Annotated in this window: 17 protein-coding genes; 3 read left to right on the forward strand and 14 right to left on the reverse strand. The window is 37.3% G+C overall.

Annotation, left to right across the window (positions count from 1 at the left end; translation table 11 throughout):
- The first annotated feature begins 134 nt into the window (after positions 1 to 134).
- Positions 135 to 761, forward strand: a complete 627-nt coding sequence (locus FHT21_RS20950) for a LysE family transporter (RefSeq protein WP_167296698.1) — start codon at positions 135 to 137, stop codon at positions 759 to 761.
- 287 nt (positions 762 to 1,048) lie between these two features.
- Here FHT21_RS20950 and FHT21_RS20955 read toward each other — a convergent pair whose 3' ends face one another.
- The 14 genes from FHT21_RS20955 to ubiE form a co-directional block, all read right to left on the reverse strand.
- On the reverse strand, positions 1,049 to 2,950 hold the full coding sequence (locus tag FHT21_RS20955) for a class II glutamine amidotransferase (protein ID WP_167296699.1): 1,902 nt from the start codon (positions 2,948 to 2,950) through the stop codon (positions 1,049 to 1,051).
- 563 nt (positions 2,951 to 3,513) lie between these two features.
- Complete coding sequence (murI, locus tag FHT21_RS20960; protein WP_167296700.1) at positions 3,514 to 4,332, reverse strand: glutamate racemase; 819 nt, start codon at positions 4,330 to 4,332, stop codon at positions 3,514 to 3,516.
- A gap of 247 nt (positions 4,333 to 4,579) precedes the next feature.
- Positions 4,580 to 5,101 carry an OmpH family outer membrane protein gene (locus FHT21_RS20965; RefSeq protein ID WP_223833393.1) on the reverse strand — a complete coding sequence of 174 codons (522 nt, stop codon included), beginning with the start codon at positions 5,099 to 5,101 and terminating at the stop codon, positions 4,580 to 4,582.
- A 120-nt stretch (positions 5,102 to 5,221) separates the two neighbouring features.
- Positions 5,222 to 5,752: an OmpH family outer membrane protein gene (locus tag FHT21_RS20970; protein ID WP_167296702.1), complete on the reverse strand. Its 531-nt coding sequence runs from the start codon at positions 5,750 to 5,752 to the stop codon at positions 5,222 to 5,224.
- Positions 5,753 to 5,853: 101 nt separating this feature from the next.
- Positions 5,854 to 8,397, reverse strand: a complete 2,544-nt coding sequence (bamA, locus tag FHT21_RS20975) for an outer membrane protein assembly factor BamA (protein ID WP_167296703.1) — start codon at positions 8,395 to 8,397, stop codon at positions 5,854 to 5,856.
- Between the two features lie 149 nt (positions 8,398 to 8,546).
- Positions 8,547 to 9,287 (reverse strand): isoprenyl transferase, encoded by a 741-nt coding sequence (locus FHT21_RS20980; protein ID WP_167296704.1) that lies wholly within the window; start codon positions 9,285 to 9,287, stop codon positions 8,547 to 8,549.
- Positions 9,288 to 9,306: 19 nt separating this feature from the next.
- Positions 9,307 to 10,119, reverse strand: a complete 813-nt coding sequence (locus FHT21_RS20985; protein ID WP_167296705.1) for a DUF6089 family protein — start codon at positions 10,117 to 10,119, stop codon at positions 9,307 to 9,309.
- Positions 10,120 to 10,121: 2 nt separating this feature from the next.
- Positions 10,122 to 11,003: an NAD kinase gene (locus tag FHT21_RS20990; RefSeq protein ID WP_167296706.1), complete on the reverse strand. Its 882-nt coding sequence runs from the start codon at positions 11,001 to 11,003 to the stop codon at positions 10,122 to 10,124.
- Between the two features lie 9 nt (positions 11,004 to 11,012).
- Positions 11,013 to 11,675, reverse strand: coding sequence for a CBS domain-containing protein (locus FHT21_RS20995; protein ID WP_167296707.1), 663 nt, complete (start codon positions 11,673 to 11,675; stop codon positions 11,013 to 11,015).
- A complete protein-coding gene (locus FHT21_RS21000) occupies positions 11,676 to 12,440 on the reverse strand; it encodes an alpha/beta hydrolase (RefSeq protein WP_167296708.1) in 765 nt (254 codons plus the stop codon). It abuts the gene before it with no gap.
- 183 nt (positions 12,441 to 12,623) lie between these two features.
- Positions 12,624 to 13,070 carry a GatB/YqeY domain-containing protein gene (locus FHT21_RS21005; protein ID WP_167296709.1) on the reverse strand — a complete coding sequence of 149 codons (447 nt, stop codon included), beginning with the start codon at positions 13,068 to 13,070 and terminating at the stop codon, positions 12,624 to 12,626.
- Positions 13,071 to 13,169: 99 nt separating this feature from the next.
- The gene (locus FHT21_RS21010) at positions 13,170 to 13,931 is read right to left on the reverse strand and encodes an SDR family oxidoreductase (protein ID WP_167296710.1); all 762 of its coding nucleotides are present in this window, start codon (positions 13,929 to 13,931) and stop codon (positions 13,170 to 13,172) included.
- A gap of 89 nt (positions 13,932 to 14,020) precedes the next feature.
- Positions 14,021 to 14,818 carry an outer membrane beta-barrel protein gene (locus tag FHT21_RS21015; RefSeq protein ID WP_167296711.1) on the reverse strand — a complete coding sequence of 266 codons (798 nt, stop codon included), beginning with the start codon at positions 14,816 to 14,818 and terminating at the stop codon, positions 14,021 to 14,023.
- Positions 14,815 to 15,546, reverse strand: a complete 732-nt coding sequence (gene ubiE / locus FHT21_RS21020) for a bifunctional demethylmenaquinone methyltransferase/2-methoxy-6-polyprenyl-1,4-benzoquinol methylase UbiE (RefSeq protein ID WP_190326382.1) — start codon at positions 15,544 to 15,546, stop codon at positions 14,815 to 14,817. Before ubiE ends, FHT21_RS21015 begins: the two co-directional genes overlap by 4 nt.
- Positions 15,547 to 15,708: 162 nt before the next feature.
- On the opposite strand from ubiE, the gene yihA reads away from it, so the two are divergent.
- Both yihA and FHT21_RS21030 read left to right on the forward strand, forming a co-directional pair.
- The gene (yihA, locus tag FHT21_RS21025; protein WP_167296712.1) at positions 15,709 to 16,332 is read left to right on the forward strand and encodes a ribosome biogenesis GTP-binding protein YihA/YsxC; all 624 of its coding nucleotides are present in this window, start codon (positions 15,709 to 15,711) and stop codon (positions 16,330 to 16,332) included.
- Between the two features lie 143 nt (positions 16,333 to 16,475).
- Positions 16,476 to 17,333 carry a UbiA-like polyprenyltransferase gene (locus FHT21_RS21030; RefSeq protein ID WP_029274080.1) on the forward strand — a complete coding sequence of 286 codons (858 nt, stop codon included), beginning with the start codon at positions 16,476 to 16,478 and terminating at the stop codon, positions 17,331 to 17,333.
- Positions 17,334 to 17,376: the final 43 nt, after the last annotated feature.

Raw genomic sequence — 17,376 nt, forward strand, 5'->3', positions numbered from 1 at the left:
TTTAGTTTTAGTGGCTCTAAACATAAATAAAAAAAAATGAAAACCAGTAATTTTATGCAACCTATGCAACAAAAATAAATGTTATATGTTTAGGTATAAAGTTGCATATTCGCATATTATAAACAATACAATGCATGTTTGAAGCCATATTACTCGGTATAGGAGCAGGGATTATTTCGTCGTTTTTAACTGGGCCGGTATTTTTTGCAATGATCAAAACTAGCATAGAAAGGGGCTTCAAAGCTGGGTTTTCTTTAGCTATTGGCGTAATTATTAGTGATGTGATCTTAATTGGCCTGGTTCTTTTTGGTAGCCAGTTTGTTGATTATAAAGCCGAATTTGATAAATACGTTGGCAGCATTGGCGGTGTATTTCTGCTTGCAGTGGGTATTTATTACCTGCTTTCTAAAATTACCGTACATTACGATAGCACCACACTTCAAAAAGTGAGTAAACGGGGTTATGTACTCAAAGGTTTTTTAATGTGCATCCTCACTCCTTCTACCCTTATGTTCTGGATTATTGTAAGTGGGATCATTTCGGTTAAATTGAACAATATGCTGAACGAAAAATTAGTTTGCTTTTTTATCGCCATGGCTACTCAATTAAGCATCGATGGAGCAAAGAGCTTTTACTCCAGTAAACTCCGTTATAAAATAAAAGAAGATGCACTGAAGAAACTCAATAAAATAGCCGGGGTAGTGATTATCTTTTTCGCCTTCTGGCTCATTATTAAAACCTACCTGAAGTTTTACGCATAAAAATTGAACAGACTCAGTACATTAATGTCTGATGTCCGCTGTACCTTTGAGGTTAATATTATTTTTTGGAAAGCAACAGCACTGCTCCTATTAAACGCTAGTCCTGCCAATGCTGCATTCCTCACCCGATAAAAGATCGGGTTCCGGGCTTTCCGCGAATGTCAGGTTTAGATTAGGGAAGATCGTACTCGATCTTACGGTCACCCTGGCAGAAAATGAGCGCAAAAAAATAGCCCATATAAATATGAGCTATTTGTTATTCAAGTACCCTTTAGGGGGATAGGGGCCTAATAAGCCCTTTGGTTATTTCCTTCCTTCCAGTTAACAAAAGCTTTATTAACCACTTTGTTTCCACCTGGGGTAGGATAATTTCCTGAGAAATACCAGTCACCTTTGTTTTTCGGACAGGCTTCATGCAGGTTCTCTAAACTTTGATAAATGACTTCAACCTCAGCAACAGTACCTTTTGGTGTAATAATCTGTGCTATTTTAGCCGAAATTTCTTCTGGAGTAAACGGTTTATAAATTTCCTTAACGTGGTTTACAATTTCCTCTTTTGGTAAAAGTAACGAAGCTTTACATTTGGTGTAAACATCTTCTATTACCTGCCACATGCCACGCTCTGTTAACAACTGAATAGCAGCATCGAAAGCCACGAACTGCCCCATCCTACTCATATCGATACCATAACAATCAGGGTAACGGATCTGAGGTGCAGAAGAAACAATAATAATTTTCTTAGGATGTAAACGGTCAACAATTTTAATGATACTCTGCTTTAAGGTAGTACCACGTACAATCGAATCATCAAGTGCTACTAAAGTATCCTGGTGGTTATTGATAATACCATAAGTAGTATCGTAAACGTGTGCCACCATTTCGCTACGATCAGCATCCTGGGTGATGAAAGTTCTTAGCTTTACATCTTTAACAGCCAGCTTTTCTACACGTGGAGCTAAAGACAACAGGTCTTCAAGCTGTTGATCTGTTAGCGATTCTTTTTTATGTAAAAGTATATCTTTCTGGTGCCTGCGTACATATTGCTGAACACCATCAACCATTCCGAAAAACGCCACTTCTGCCGTATTTGGAATAAATGAGAATACTGTATTTTTTAAATCGTAATTAACGGCCTGAAGAATTTTATCACTCAATAAACGGCCTAACTGCTTGCGTTCGCGGTAAATCTCTACATCACTTCCTTTTGAGAAATAGATGCGCTCGAAAGAGCAAGATAACCTTTCGGTAGGCTCGCGGAATTGCTCCATGCTTACCTCACCATTTTTCTTGATAATTAAAGCATGGCCCGGATCGATCTCTTTAACATCTTTAAACTGAATATTAAATGCAGTTTGCAAGGCTGGTCTTTCAGAGGCCGCTACAACGATCTCATCATCATAATAATAATATGCCGGACGGATACCTGCCGGATCGCGCATAATAAACGAGTCGCCATTACCAACCATACCACAGATAGAATAACCACCATCCCAGGTTTTGGCCGAGCGGCGAAGGATATTGGCAATATCTAAATTATCAGATATTTTGTGTGTAATAGCAACGTTATCGTGCCCTTCTTTTTTATACTGATCGAAAAGCTCCTGGTTCTCATCATCTAAAAAGTGACCGATTTTTTCTAATACTGTAACCGTATCTGCTTTTTCTTTTGGGTGTTGACCTAACTCGTATAATTGTTCCAGTAACTCATCAACATTCGTCATGTTAAAGTTACCTGCAATAACCAGGTTACGTGTCATCCAATTATTTTGCCTTAAAAAAGGGTGGCAATTTTCGATACTGTTTTTACCATGCGTACCATAACGCAAATGGCCCATTAACACCTCGCCGATAAAGCTTACGTTGTTTTTGAGCCATTCTGTATCCTGCATTAATTCAGGCGTGTTTTCTTGGATATCAACAAATTTGTTCTGCACATATTCGAAAATATCGGCTACCGCATTAGATGCCATGCTCCGGTATCGGCTAATGTACCTACTGCCCGGTTTCATATCCAATTTAATGGTGGCAATACCTGCGCCATCCTGGCCCCGGTTATGCTGTTTTTCCATTAAAAGGTATAATTTGTTAAGGCCGTAAAGTGCTGTACCGTACTTTTGCTGGTAGTAAGAAAGTGGTTTTAACAGGCGAATAAAAGCGATTCCGCATTCGTGTTTTATCTGATCACTCATTGTGTGGGTTTGAAGCCGCAAAGTTATCCTTTTAACTTGTTACAACCTAAAGAAAAATACTTTCTTTTGTCACAACGGAGTTAATTTGGAATCATACAATTTAACCATTTAGAATTATTCAAAAATAGCTAAAAACGATAAGTTATTAAAAAGGTCCAAAAAAAGCGCAAAATTCCTTTACCCATCCTTTACCCTTTGTTTACCCTTTCTTGCTACCAAGTTAACCCCAGGGTTACCCCAGGCTTACCTATTCTTTACCTTTTGGTTACCTAAAAGGTAAAGCCAGGGGCTGCTTTGGGCCTTTCTTCGGTATGCCAGGGCCGATGCTGCCCGCCAGCAAGTACGAAGCGCACCTGTTCAAGAATGGCCTTGCAATACATTCCTCCCTGTTTTAAACGAGCATAGATTTGCTAAAGAAAATCTTCAATCCGTTAATATTTCATCTTAATGAAAAGTGCTAAACAGACATGGGTTGCCAGTTAGCAATTTGCAGTTAACCTATTTTAGCTGGCAATTGGCCGTCAACAATCAAAATAATCTGGCAATTTAACAATTCATATCCCTCATAGCTTATTAGATTTCAGCGACTCTCCAAAAAAAACAGAGGCATGTTCATCAAAAGCAATTGGATCGCCACTGGTATAAAAAGATTTCTCTCCCTGCTTACCTAACTTTTGTTCCATTTCAGGGTGTCTCTTTAAATAATCAGCTAAACTATTGGCTACAATCTCGCCTTGCGTTAAAACGCTTATATGATCTGGAAATACTTTCTTCAGTTTAGGCATTAACAAGGGATAATGCGTGCAAGCCAATAGTACACAATCGATATCTGCCGATTGGTTAAGTAATTGATCGCAATACTCACTTATAAAAAAGTCTGCACCAGGCTGTAAGTGTTCGTTGTTTTCGATCAGTGGAACCCACATTGGGCAGCTTTGCTGGTAAACCTTAATTTCAGGAAAAAATTTATTGATCTCTAAAAGATAAGATTGAGAATTAACCGTTCCCCTGGTTCCCATTACACCAACTTGTTTTGTGCTGGTATATCTGTCAATAACCTCTGCGGTAGGCCTAATTACCCCCAATACTCTCCTATCGGGATATTTAGCAGGAAGATCTATTTGCTGGATGGTTCTAAGTGCTTTTGCAGATGCGGTGTTGCATGCCAGGATAACCAAATGGCATCCTTTGGCAAAAAGCCATTCTACGCATTCTAAAGTATATTTATAAATGGTATCAAAAGAATGATCGCCATAGGGCGAACGGGCATTATCGCCTAAATAGATATAATTGTAATCGGGCAATTTATCAGCAATAGAACGGAAAACCGTTAACCCACCATAACCTGAATCGAAAATGCCTATTGGCGAAGAGTTTTGCATGCCTTTGATGTTGGAAAGTTGAAATGTAGGAATATTAGTTGAAATGTTAAAATGATCGCCTTCCTAAACTTGTTTCAGGATATTACCCACAGGAAAGTAGGGCATTAAAGATGCTGAAATAAATCCCAAAGCTCGGATCAGCATGACGAAACTGCGTAAACAAAAAAGCGGAACTAAGTTAGACTTAATTCCGCAGTATCTTTTTATGACTTGAGCCGTATAACTCAAGACTATAGATTGACAAAGGCTATTTCTTAGGAGCAGCTGTTTTTGCAGCGGTTGCTGTAATACCTAATTTAGATTTAACTGCAGCAGTAATATCATCACCACCATCCCAGAATACTAAATTGTTACCACCCTGTCCGTTTGCAATATCGAAAACGTAAGCTAAACCTTTTTCTTTAGCTACAGCAGAAATTGCGGTTGCAACTTTAGCCTGGATTGGTTGGAATAATTCACCTTGTTTAGTACCTATATCTTGTGAAGCTTTAGTGCGCGCATCAGTAATGCGTTTTTCTAAATCCTGTAATTCTTGACCTGCAGCTTGTAATTCTTTACCCACTGTTTCTTTATTAGCCTCGCTTAAAGTTTTTTGTTTAGCTTCTGCAGCAGCCATTTTACTTTGATATTCTTTGATCATTGCATCAATATCTGCTTGCTTTTGTTTTCCTAAGGTTTCTAAAGTGGTTTGAGCTGTTTTAGCTTCTGGTAAATTTGCAAATACCTCCTCAGAATTAATGTGACCCAATTTTTGTTGTGCATTTGCCATATTCGCTGTAAACAATAAACCTGCTGCTACAAAGAATACGTTAATTAACTTTCTCATCGTTTTATTTTACTTTTTTATTTTTTTCTAATTGTTTTTCTTCAAAAATCAGGGGCGAATATACTAATTATTTACAGTCCCCGGTTTATAACCTAATTTTACAATTACATCATTACTAACATCGTAACTGCTACTTGCATAAATCATCATTGTTGCTTCACTGCTCTTGTCGAAAATGAAGTCTAAATATTTAGATTTTGCAATCTGTTTAATCGCCTCGGCTACTTTATCCTGAATAGGTTTAATTAATTTTACCCTGCTTTGAAAAAGATCTCCATCTGGTCCAAACTTAGAACGTTGAAATTCTTTAGCCTGTTTTTCTTTTTCTATGATTTCGTTTTCACGGCGTTTGCGCATATCATCAGTTAACAAAACCTGATCGGCCTGATAAGCTTTGTACATCCTGTCTATTTCAGAAAAATTCTGATCTACTTGTTGTTGCCACTGTTTAGAGGCAACGTCTAATTGAGTTAATGCCGATTTATATTCTGGTAAATGCTTCAAAATATACTCCGTGTCTACATAAGCAAACTTCTGTGCAAAGGCACCAAAAGAAGTGCAAAGTAGGAATGCGATAAAAAGATATTTCTTCATTTTTTGTGTGTGTTAATGATATAGTTAATAACCTAAGCTTTGTTTAAACTCTTATTGCAATGATTTATTGCATAATTAGTTAATTTTTTGTTCTTTATCAATTAAAATCCACCTAATTGTTGTGCGATACTAAAATGGAACTGACCTTTGTTCGCGCTTGGTAAACCAGGAATAGCATCAAAGCCATATCCGTAATCAATACCCAACAAACCAAATATAGGAAGGAAGATCCTTGCACCAACACCAACTGATCTTCTAATGTTGAAAGGATTAAAATCACTAAACCTGTTCCAGGTATTACCACCTTCTGCAAAGGCCAAAACAAATGCAGTAGCTTGTTGACTTGCAATAACCGGATAACGTGCTTCCAATACATATTTAGTGTAAATTGGGCTACCAGACTGTTGTGCCACATTTGGATTAGAACCTACCGGAATTACCGTATTATTAGAATAACCACGCATTGCAATTAACTCAGATCCTTGTAAGAAATCGAATCCTTGCATACCATCACCACCTAGTTTGAAACGCTCGAATGCTGATTGACCAACTGCTTTATTGTATTGACCCAAGAAACCGAACTGTGCTTGTGCTTTAATTACCAGGTTACCTACAACACGTTGATACCATTGTGAATCGAATTTCCATTTATGATATTCTGTAAAACGGTATTTTTCTTTATCAGATGCTGTTGCATAATTCACCTTGTTAAACAGTGAATATGGTGGCGTTGCCTGAATAGTGAAACGTAAGAACGATCCCGATTTAGGAAAGATTGGCGAATCTCTTGAATCGCGGCTAATCTCTTGTGATAAGTTTAAGTTATAAGAAGTACCAGTACTAAATAAATATCCTGAATAATTATTTAAGATATATTGTTGCAGGTTAACCGCATGGCTTAACTGAAAATAGTTATCTGGCCAGTTTAATCTTCTACCCAAGCTAACCGTTACACCATTTAAACGTATTTTTTGGAACTGGGCATTATCAGAACTTAATCCATTAGATTGTAATGAGGTAAATGCACTCACCCCAAAACTTACCGGTTTCTCGCCACCAAACCAAGGTTGTGAGAATGAGAAACTATATGATTGGTAATATTTACCATTCGTCTGTCCACGTAAGCTTAATTTTTGCCCATCTCCTTTTGGCAATGGTTTGTAAGCTTTTAGATTAAATAAGTTACGTAATGAGAAGTTATTGAAAGTTAAACCTAATGTACCAATGATACGGCCACCACCAAAACCACCTGATAGCTCAATCTGATCTGAAGGTTTCTCTTCTACTGCATATTCAATATCTACAGTACCATCTGCCGGGTTAGGACGAGGTGTAGGTACAGTTTTAGACTCATCGAAATTACCTAATTGACCAATTTCGCGAATGGTACGAATTAGATCACTTTTATTAAATTTCTGTCCTGGTTTAGTGCGGATCTCACGTAAAACAACCTTATCGTTCGTAATTGTGTTACCTTTTAACGTAATGCGGTTGTTGGTATACTGTGGTCCTTCGTACATGCGCAATTCCACATCAACAGTATCGCCATAAATTTTGGTCTGTACCGGATCGATATTAAAAGTTAAATATCCGTTATCGGTATACATACTGTTAATGTCGCCACCGTTTTCGCCACCACCGTTTAATTTTTTATTTAATTTCTCTTCGCTAAAAACATCACCTTTTTCGATGGTTAATACTTTTTGCAAAATACTATCCGGATAAATGGCATTACCTGCCCAGGTAATATTACCAAAATAATACTTTTTACCTTCGTAAAGGTCCATTCTAATGTTAACCTTTTTCTTGTTATATTGGTAAATGGTATCTTTTAGTAATTCTGCATCACGATAACCTTTCTCGTGCATTTTAGCAATCATTTTTACCTTATTCTCTTCGTATTTCTCTTTCGCGAATTTTCCTGAGCCCCAAAAACGCCACCATGCAAACTGTTTAGGGTTTTTAAGGTATTTTCTCAGTTTTGCTGATTTGAAATCTTTGTTTCCGGTAAAATCGATATGCTGTACTTTAACACGGTGACCTTTATCTATATTAGCTTCTAATACCACACTGTTTTCTGCATTCGGATCTTTACGTGTTTTGTACTCGATCTGGGTAAAGAAAAAGCCCTTATCCAATAAGTATTTTTTAACAATAGCCGAGGTGGTATTGTACAAGTTATCGTTTACGATTTTACCTGTTTTATCATTTAACTTTTCTTGAATGGCAGTTTTTTCAGATTTGCGAATACCTTTTAAATCGATAGAACTTAAACGTGGGCGTTCTACTACTTCAATTTCAAAATAAACAGAATCCTGAACAATTTTTTCGATGTTAAGTTTAACATCATCAAACAAGCCCTGTGCCCACAACGTTTTAATTGCATCAGAAGTTGCCTCGCCAGGAAGAACGATTTTATCACCTTTAGCTAATTTAGACAAGGTAATTAATACTTCTTTATCTAAATATTGGGTTCCGGTTACTGTGGTACCGCCAATGATATATTCTTTTGGACTAAAATAATCGAGATCTAAGCCACCAACCTTTAAAGAAGGGGTTACCGGTGCCTGACCTTGTGGACGTATTTGAGCGAAGGCCGGAGCGGCTAAAACTAGTAGGATTAAAACTTGAAATATTCTTTTCATTAAAATTAGTTGTTCAGTAATGGCTAAAAGGTAACGATATTTTATAAAGTAAAATTTCTTTACGTTGTTCCCTTATTATGGTTTCATTTATCGTATAAAAGTGGTGCTAAGTTAGTTTAAACGCTTGTTAAAAAGTGTTAAAAGAAAAATTAGTTTAATTGTTCACTAATTTTACCAAAACGGCGTTCGCGTTTTTGATAGTCTACAATAGCCTCGAAAAGATCTTCACGTCTGAAATCCGGCCATAAAACATCAGTAAAATAAAACTCGGTATAAGCCATTTGCCAAAGCAGATAATTGCTAATACGATGTTCGCCACTTGTCCTGATCATCAATTCAGGATCGGGTATATTTACGGTTGTTAGTTTAGATGAAAACAGGTCTTCGTTAATATCATCCAAAGAAATGATATTGTTTTTTACTGCTGATGCAATTTTTTTTGCAGCCTCCAAAATCTCCCACTTTGCACTATAACTTAATGCCAGTGTTAATGTACATTTTTCGTTATGGGCTGTTTTCTCCATAGCTTCTTTTAAATCATCAATACACTCTTGGGGTAAAGATGCAATATTGCCAATTGCATTCAGCTTAATATTATTTTTATTAAGTGTTTCGGTTTCTTTGTTAATGGTAGAAATCAGGATCTGCATTAAAGCATCTACCTCTTCTTTGGGTCTGTTCCAATTTTCGGTAGAAAAAGCATATAAAGTAAGGTATTCAATACCTACTTCAACACAACCTTCTACAATGTCTTTTACAGAAAGCACACCTTGTTCATGTCCGAAAACCCGCACTTTACCCTGGCCTTTTGCCCATCTTCCATTACCATCCATGATTACGGCAATGTGCTTTGGCAGGCGGCTATAGTCTATTTGTTCTTTAAATCCCATTAATTATGTCAAAATCAGCTTAAAAGGAATAGCATTTTGAGGATACAAAGGTAAAAGATATGCCAACACTAACAAATAGATAAGTGTCCCTTTTTCGAAAATCGCCTCTTTGAGTCCCTGGCTGTCCGATTTGATAGCGTGAAGGATCGGATAAATTAACCTGATTTTGGCCTTCTCCAACAAATACAGGATTAACCGGATAACGGCCGCTCACATCGTCTAGATAATCGGTAAATGCTGTCCTATAACCCAATTCGGTAAAAACGCTCCAGGTGTTTTTGTAATTATACCTTAGCCCTAATCCATATGGGATAGTTAAAACAGCATTGTTATAACCATTTTCCTGACCTTCGGTTCTTAGTCGATCTAACCGATATCTTTCACCATCAATTTTTACCGTTGGTTTAAATATAAGTAAACCTGCACCCGTAAAAAGGTATGGTGTAAATTGTCTGTTTCCTCCACCAAGATTAAAATTGAAAAAATTGAAATCAATTAAGCCACTAAATTCGTTCAGCATCGTTTTAAAACGCAGGTTCCTTTCTCGGAACTGCTCATTACTCGAGTAAGAATCATCGGCTTTTATTTGCCCGTAAGTATAATTTAAACGTACGCCAAGGTATTGGTTAAAGTTCCGTTTTACATAAAGCCCGCCCGAGAGACCACTAATTAGCAAAGGATTGTTCTGATTAAGATCGCCCATATAACCTGCACCACCAGCCATAATCCCAACTTCCCAAGAGGGTTCGCCTATTACCGCACGCTGTGCATGAACAAGCTGCCCGCTAAAGATGAAAAAGAGGATAATTAATAACTGTTTGTTTGGCGTCATACTTAGTAGTTACGGGTATCGATGCCCCATAATAATTTATTTCTTAACGTGTTTAAGTAGGTTTCATTATTAAGGCGGATAAGATTTACACAAAAATCTGCCTTTTTTATACTAATTTTTACCGAACGCTCTACAGTAACAGTTCGGCTATCGCAGGAAACCAAAAATTTTGATTCTCTGGCTTCTACCTCAAAAGAGAGCTTATTGTTATCTGGTACGACTACTGGCCTCACATTCAAATTATGTGGCGCAATAGGGGTAATTACGAAGTTTTCAGAATCTGGATAAATAATCGGTCCGCCGCAACTTAATGAGTATGCTGTTGAACCTGTTGGGGTGGCAATAATTAATCCATCGGCCCAATAAGAGTTAATAAACTCATTATTCATTGAAGCATGGATAATCATCATTGCTGAATTATCGCGACGGTGAATGGTAATATCGTTCAATGCAAAATTTTCTTCGCCAAATAAACCATTATCAGATTCTAACGTTAAAAGGGACCTGGAATCTAAGGTATATTCTTTATTGATCAGCGCATTGAGGGCCGATCCAATTTCGTTTTTGTTTATACTGGCCAAGAATCCTAAACGGCCAAAGTTAATTCCGATTACCGGTATGCCCGAATTACGGATTAACGATAGGGTATCGAGTAAGGTACCATCTCCACCTAAGCTCAGCAATACATCGGCAAGTTCCTTTAATTCGGTATGATTGTGAAAAATAACGGTATTTGCAGGCAGTTTAATTTTACCATGAAGCGATGTTTTAAACTTAGAATATAAAACAGGCTGAATACGATGTTCAGCTAAATGATTAAAAACCTCTTGTACATAGGGCAAAACCGTATCATTAAAATCTCTGCCGTAAATTGCAATCCTCATAAAGTAGGTTTATACATTTAAATAGTTCATGAAAGAATCGTAACGCTCCTGCGATCCATCATCAATCTGGGTGTTATTGTATACCTCTTTAACCAGATAATCATATCTTTCGAAAGAGGCTACCAATGAAGTAATTTCTGTTTTGTTTACTTTGAGCGTTACTTCTAAACGTGTAGAATCTTCGAAAGAATTCACATATGAAGAGAGTACCTGCGCATTATCGGCTTCAACAATCTGCGCAATATGTGCCAGAGAATTATCGCGGTTACTAATCTCCAAAACAATAATCCCACCAGGTTCGTTTACCGCATACTGTTCGGCCACCGCATTTACCATGTTATTGATAGAAATTAAACCAACATAATTTTTCTGTTGATCTAAAACCGGAACAGCCGTTAATTTTAGCTGGCTCAATAACCTGATTACATCGTAAGCATGTGCATTACCCAATACGAAAACATTAAGTATGTTTACCGCACTATCGCTTAAAAGGGTATCGTGATTATCAATATTTAATAAATCATCTTCAGAAACCAAACCCAATAAAGTTACCTCGTTAACAACTGGCAAGTGCTTTAGTTTAAAATCGTTCATACGATCTAAAGCTTTCTGTACCGTGTCATCGGTTCTTAGTGATGGAATTGCATCTGATATGATTTCTGCTGCAAACATTTATTTCAACAATATTCTATTTAAAAATTTCTCTAAAAATGCATTAAATATTTCCGGATGCTCCATCATAGGTGCATGACCGCATTTATCAACCCAGTTCAATTCCGAATTCGGCAACAATTCGTGAAATTCTTCTGCCACTTCTGGCGGAGTAACCTTATCGTTTTTGCCCCATATTAAGGAAACCGGTATGGTAATCTTAGACAGTTCTTTAGCCATATTGTGGCGTATTGCCGATTTTGCCATGGTTAAGATACGAATAACCCTCGATCTATCGTTAACTGTTTTAAAAACATCATCAACCAGTTCTTTAGTTGCTGTGGCCGGATCGTAAAAAGTAAATTCTACTTTTTCCTTAATATAATCGTAGCTCTCTCTACGTGGAAAAGATCCTCCAAAAGCATTTTCGTATAAACCAGAGCTACCCGTAAGCACCAGGGCTTTAACAAATTCCTGGTGAGCAACCGTAAATACCAAACCTACGTGGCCACCAAGTGAATTACCAACAAGCACTACCTGGTTTAAATTTTTATATTTTAAAAAGCGATGAAGATACCTCGACAGTGCTTTTACGCCCAATGTTAAAATAGGCAAATCGTAAATTGGTAAAATTGGAATAATTACACGATAGCGATCTTTAAACTGTTCGATAACCAGTTCCCAATTGCTTAGTTCGCCCATTAGGCCATGTAGCAATACCAGTGTCTCGCCTGTTCCAGCTTCGATGTATTTAAATCCGTCTTCTTCTATTATCGGGTAAGTCATATATATTCTAGATGGTATTGTGCTACTAAGTTAGTAGAGTAAAATTAAATTTATGCATTTATATGCCATTTTTCTGAAATAAAATCGAAAACGGTATAAAAACTTCATTTGCAATGCGTAGAGCGATAAGCGACTGGCGATAAATTGGCCTTAAACCTCTTAATCCTCTACCTTTTACCTTAATTAAGCCAGTTTTTCTTTAACAATCTCTGCAATTAATTTACCATCAGCTTTACCTGCAAGTTCCTTATTTGCCATGCCCATTACCTTACCCATATCCTTAACCGATGTAGCACCAGATTGTTTGATTACGGCCTCGATAATTGTAGCAACCTCAGCCCTGTCTAACTGTTTTGGTAAAAATTGATTAATTACTTCAATTTCTTCTTCTTCTACCCGATATAAATCTTCCCGATTTTGTTGTTTGTAAATATCAGCAGATTCGCGGCGTTGTTTAATCAGTTTCTGAAGAATTTTAAGTTCAGCTTCTTCGGTAATTTCTTCCGAAGATCCTTTCTCTGTTTTAGCTAAAAGTAAGGCTGCTTTTATTGCCCTTAAACCTCTTAACTGTGCATTATTTTTAGCCAACATGGCTTTTTTTATTTCCTGATCTATTGTATTTGATATCATTTTTAAGCCCAAAGCCCTAAAGGGGCTTTCCTTTCATTAGTTTAAAATAAAAAAATTATATTGTTATTTCCTCCCCGTATTAATCCCCCCTTCAGGGGACTAGGGGGTTCTATTTATAATCGTTGCTGTAGCCTGTACGGTTGGCATAATCAGCATATCGTTAATATTAACATGCTTCGGCCTGCTTACTACATACCAAATCGCATCGGCAATATCATCGGCAATTAGCGGCTCCAGGTCTTCATACACCTTTTTCGCCCGGTCTTCATCACCTTTAAAGCGCACCACCGAAAATTCGGTTTCTACCATCCCTGGATTAATTTCGGTAACCTTTATGCCATGAGGCAATAAATCGATACGCATACCTTTGCTTAAAGCATCTACAGCATGTTTGCTGGCACAATATACGTTTCCATTTGGATAAACTTCTTTCCCGGCAATAGAACCAATGTTAATAATATGGCCCGATTGATTTGGGATCATCCAGTTGGAAACAATTTTGGTTACGTAAAGCAAGCCTTTTACATTGGTATCAATCATGGTGTCCCAATCGTTGGTATCGCCTTTATCAATGGGGTCTAAACCCTGACTCAAGCCTGCATTGTTAATCAAAACATCAACCTTTTTCCATTCTGCTGGCAAAACTTCTAAAGCATTGGTAAGACTTTCTTTATCGCGAACATCTGCAAAAACCTGTTTGATGGTAATGGCATATTTATCTTCCAAATGATGGGCAATTTTAGCCAACCGATCTTCTCTGCGGGCCAATAATATCAAATTATAACCTTTTTGGGCAAATGTATGTGCGCACGCCTCGCCAATACCAGAAGTTGCACCTGTAATTAATGCGATTTTAGACATTTTTATGAATTTTAAGTCTCGGTAATCCTTTAAGATATCATCTTTGATTTACCTACACCAACAAAGGTAAGTTTTTTTGGATTGCAGGACTATTGAAAAATCAAACTGAATGTTAATTGACGTAATTTCAACTTATCTATCGGATTGGCATAAACAGTATTGTCGTGCTGAAGCAAATCATTGGTTGAATACGAGAGTTTTATTTCGGGCGACATTTTAAAATACTCGAAATAAATATCGAAACCGATACCTGTTTCGTAAGACAGGTAATTTCTTTTATTTTTTAAAAACTTATTTACAGCTGTTTCTCCTTCATCGAAGGTTTTCTTTTTCGAAGCTATATCTATCGAATATTTAACACCGCCCAACCAATATGCCCTAAAATTGTTCATCCGGTTCGACTTTACCTTTATGCCTAACGGAAATTCGAACATCGTGGCCTGAACTTTTCTTTCTACTACTGTTTGAAAGTTTTTTGTTTGTCCGTTGCCAACATTAATCGGCGCCATGGGCTCATACTCGTAAGTTACCACCCTATCGCTAAAAATAAGGGAAGGTGTTGCCCTGATATCGAAGTTATCTGAGATCATCCTATTCATTACAAAACCCAACCCAAAACCCTGAGATGGTGGGCTAGAAATAGAATTTAATGTTGAGGTAACCGGAATACCAGAATTTGGATCGTAAGAGGGATCCAGGGAATTTGGCATCTCATAAAAAGGCGATCGCCAGTTTTGCTTTTTAAGAATTTTGTATTCAGCTGAGATATACTGGAAATTAAAACCAAAACTCCAATCTTCATCATCTATTCCGCCACCCCAATTTTGAGCAAAGGCGGTTGTAGAAATAATAAAAAGTGAAAGAATGAGGCTTAATTTTCTGATCATTTGGTTCCTACATATATCGAACTTATTCCAAACGTTAAAATTCTTTGTTTGGTACTTTTAAAGCCAACTTTTTCCATCAGATTGGTAAAATCTTCCCCGTCTGGAAAAGCTGCTACCGATTCTGGCAAATAAGTGTAGGCTCTGTGGTCTTTAGAAAATAGTTTTCCAAAGAAAGGCGTCACCTGTTTAAAATAAAAACTGTACAATTGTTTTACCGGAAAAACTTTTGGTTTCGAAAATTCCAATATCACCATTTTCCCGTTGGGCTTTAATACCCTGTACATATCTGCCAATCCTTTTTCGAGGTTTTCGAAATTACGCACACCATAAGCGCAGGTAATCGCATCAAAAGTATTATTTTCGAAATGCAGACCTTCGGAATCGCCTACCTGAACAGTAAAAACTTCGTTTAAACTACGCTCGTTAATTTTCTTCTTGGCTACTTCTAACATTCCTTCAGAAATATCAACGCCAATTACCTTTTCGGGATGAAGCTTTTTTATGGATTCAAAAGCAAAATCACCAGTTCCCGTAGCTACATCAAGTAAAGTTCTTGGATGGATGGAAACCAATTCTTTAATGGCTTTCTTGCGCCATAATACATCAATGCCTAAAGAAAGAAAATGATTTAAAAAATCGTAAGTGCCAGAAATGTTGTTAAACATGGTTGCAACCTGCTCTTTTTTAGTTGCATCTTCTACTTGGTATGGAGTGATATTCTGATTCATGATATGGAGCAAAGATAGAGAAAAGTCCGGAGTCTTTAGTCCGGAGTCCGAAGTCTTTGAGGCAAAGTATTCACCATAGTGTCAAAAATTAGATTTAAAATTTCAATTTGTACTTCAGACTTCGGACTTCGGACTTCGGACTCAAAACCCTACCTTTGCACTATGATTATCAAAACGGCAACATTTGTTTGCAGCAACACGCAGATTTCGGCGCTACCCGTACCAACCATGCCCGAATATGCATTTATTGGCCGCTCTAATGTGGGTAAATCTTCATTAATTAATATGTTGGTTAATCAGCATGGATTGGCCAAAACCTCGCAACGTCCGGGAAAAACACAGTTAATTAATCACTTTTTAATTAATGAGGCCTGGTATATTGTCGATTTACCAGGTTATGGTTATGCTAAGGTTTCTAAAACCAGCAGAGAGAAATGGGAGAAATTTATCCGCGCCTATATCACCAAAAGAGAAAGTTTGCAATGCGTTTTTGTTTTGATAGACAGCCGTTTAGAACCTCAGGGAATTGATATTGAATTTTGCTATTGGTTAGGTGAAAAGCAGATACCGTTTTCGCTAATTTTTACCAAAGCCGATAAACAAGGTATGACCACTACCCAGAAAAATGTTGCTGCCTTTAAGAAAAAATTAGGCGAATTTTTCGAAGAAATTCCAGCCACCTTTATCACTTCTGCAGAAAAAGGAAACGGAAAAGATGATGTTTTAAATTTCATCTACGAAGTAAATAAGGATTTTGTTGTACCAACAGATTATAAGAAGTTTTAACCAGTTCAATGGTTCATTAGTCATTAGTTCATGGTTTATAGTCGAATAGATACCTAAGCACCCTATCAATGAACCATTTAGCCATTAACCAAAATAACAAATTAACCAGTTAACCGATTTATACCGTTAACCCTTTCCAATAAATGAAAAAATACTTTTCACTCGTATTATTCGCCCATTCTGTTTTTGCCCTACCATTTGCCATGATTGGTTTCTTTTTGGGCGTAACCACAACAGAAAATCCATTTTCCTGGTATAAGCTGATTTTAGTTTTGCTCTGTATGGTTTTTGCCAGAAACTCGGCTATGGCTTTTAACCGTTATCTCGACAGAAATATTGACGCGAAGAACCCGCGGACTAAAATGCGCGACATACCTGCAGGTAAAGTTTCGGCAAATGAGGCGTTGATTTTCGTTATTGCCAATTGTGTACTTTTCGCCATTACCACCTACTTCATTAACCCGCTTTGTTTCTATTTATCGCCAGTGGCTTTGTTTGTGGTTTTGTTTTATAGCTACACCAAACGCTTCACTGCGCTTTGTCATTTGGTATTGGGTTTAGGCCTGGCGCTTGCTCCCATTGGTGCTTATATTGCCGTAACCGGGCATTTTGCGCTGGTTCCTGTACTTTACTCCTTAACCGTATTATTCTGGGTAAGTGGATTTGATATTATATATGCCCTACAGGACGAAGAATTTGACCGTGAAGAAAAATTACATTCCATCCCATCGGCACTTGGCATTAAAAATGCTTTGAATGTTTCGGTGCTGTTGCATATACTCTCTGCCACCTGTGTTATTTTGCCTGTGTTTTTTACATCCTTCAGTTGGGTTTATTACGTAGGTATTGTGTTTTTCTGTTCGATGTTGATTTATCAGCACTTATTAGTAAAACCAAATGATATTAGCAAAGTAAACAGGGCATTTCAAACCTTAAATGGTTATGCATCGGTAGTATTTGCCATATGCTTTTTAATAGACGCGTATTTGAGACATAAATAAAATGACTGAATTTTGAATGAGACAATATAGCATTGCGCAGTAA

This window comes from Pedobacter sp. SG908 (assembly GCF_011759615.1).
In the GTDB taxonomy this organism is placed as follows: Bacteria; Bacteroidota; Bacteroidia; order Sphingobacteriales; family Sphingobacteriaceae; genus Pedobacter; species Pedobacter riviphilus.

What these genes read in the sequence shown, in the direction of transcription:
- FHT21_RS21000 (WP_167296708.1), bottom strand. Translation starts at nt 12,440, where the DNA reads ATGACTTACCCGATAATAGAAGAAGACGGATTTAAATACATCGAAGCT.
- bamA (WP_167296703.1), bottom strand. Translation starts at nt 8,397, where the DNA reads ATGAAAAGAATATTTCAAGTTTTAATCCTACTAGTTTTAGCCGCTCCG.
- FHT21_RS20955 (WP_167296699.1), bottom strand. Translation starts at nt 2,950, where the DNA reads ATGAGTGATCAGATAAAACACGAATGCGGAATCGCTTTTATTCGCCTG.
- ubiE (WP_190326382.1), bottom strand. Translation starts at nt 15,546, where the DNA reads ATGAATCAGAATATCACTCCATACCAAGTAGAAGATGCAACTAAAAAA.
- FHT21_RS20950 (WP_167296698.1), top strand. Translation starts at nt 135, where the DNA reads ATGTTTGAAGCCATATTACTCGGTATAGGAGCAGGGATTATTTCGTCG.
- FHT21_RS20985 (WP_167296705.1), bottom strand. Translation starts at nt 10,119, where the DNA reads ATGACGCCAAACAAACAGTTATTAATTATCCTCTTTTTCATCTTTAGC.
- FHT21_RS20965 (WP_223833393.1), bottom strand. Translation starts at nt 5,101, where the DNA reads ATGGCAAATGCACAACAAAAATTGGGTCACATTAATTCTGAGGAGGTA.
- murI (WP_167296700.1), bottom strand. Translation starts at nt 4,332, where the DNA reads ATGCAAAACTCTTCGCCAATAGGCATTTTCGATTCAGGTTATGGTGGG.
- FHT21_RS21015 (WP_167296711.1), bottom strand. Translation starts at nt 14,818, where the DNA reads ATGATCAGAAAATTAAGCCTCATTCTTTCACTTTTTATTATTTCTACA.
- FHT21_RS20970 (WP_167296702.1), bottom strand. Translation starts at nt 5,752, where the DNA reads ATGAAGAAATATCTTTTTATCGCATTCCTACTTTGCACTTCTTTTGGT.
- FHT21_RS21010 (WP_167296710.1), bottom strand. Translation starts at nt 13,931, where the DNA reads ATGTCTAAAATCGCATTAATTACAGGTGCAACTTCTGGTATTGGCGAG.
- FHT21_RS20980 (WP_167296704.1), bottom strand. Translation starts at nt 9,287, where the DNA reads ATGGGATTTAAAGAACAAATAGACTATAGCCGCCTGCCAAAGCACATT.
- FHT21_RS21005 (WP_167296709.1), bottom strand. Translation starts at nt 13,070, where the DNA reads ATGATATCAAATACAATAGATCAGGAAATAAAAAAAGCCATGTTGGCT.
- FHT21_RS20995 (WP_167296707.1), bottom strand. Translation starts at nt 11,675, where the DNA reads ATGTTTGCAGCAGAAATCATATCAGATGCAATTCCATCACTAAGAACC.
- FHT21_RS20990 (WP_167296706.1), bottom strand. Translation starts at nt 11,003, where the DNA reads ATGAGGATTGCAATTTACGGCAGAGATTTTAATGATACGGTTTTGCCC.
- yihA (WP_167296712.1), top strand. Translation starts at nt 15,709, where the DNA reads ATGATTATCAAAACGGCAACATTTGTTTGCAGCAACACGCAGATTTCG.
- FHT21_RS21030 (WP_029274080.1), top strand. Translation starts at nt 16,476, where the DNA reads ATGAAAAAATACTTTTCACTCGTATTATTCGCCCATTCTGTTTTTGCC.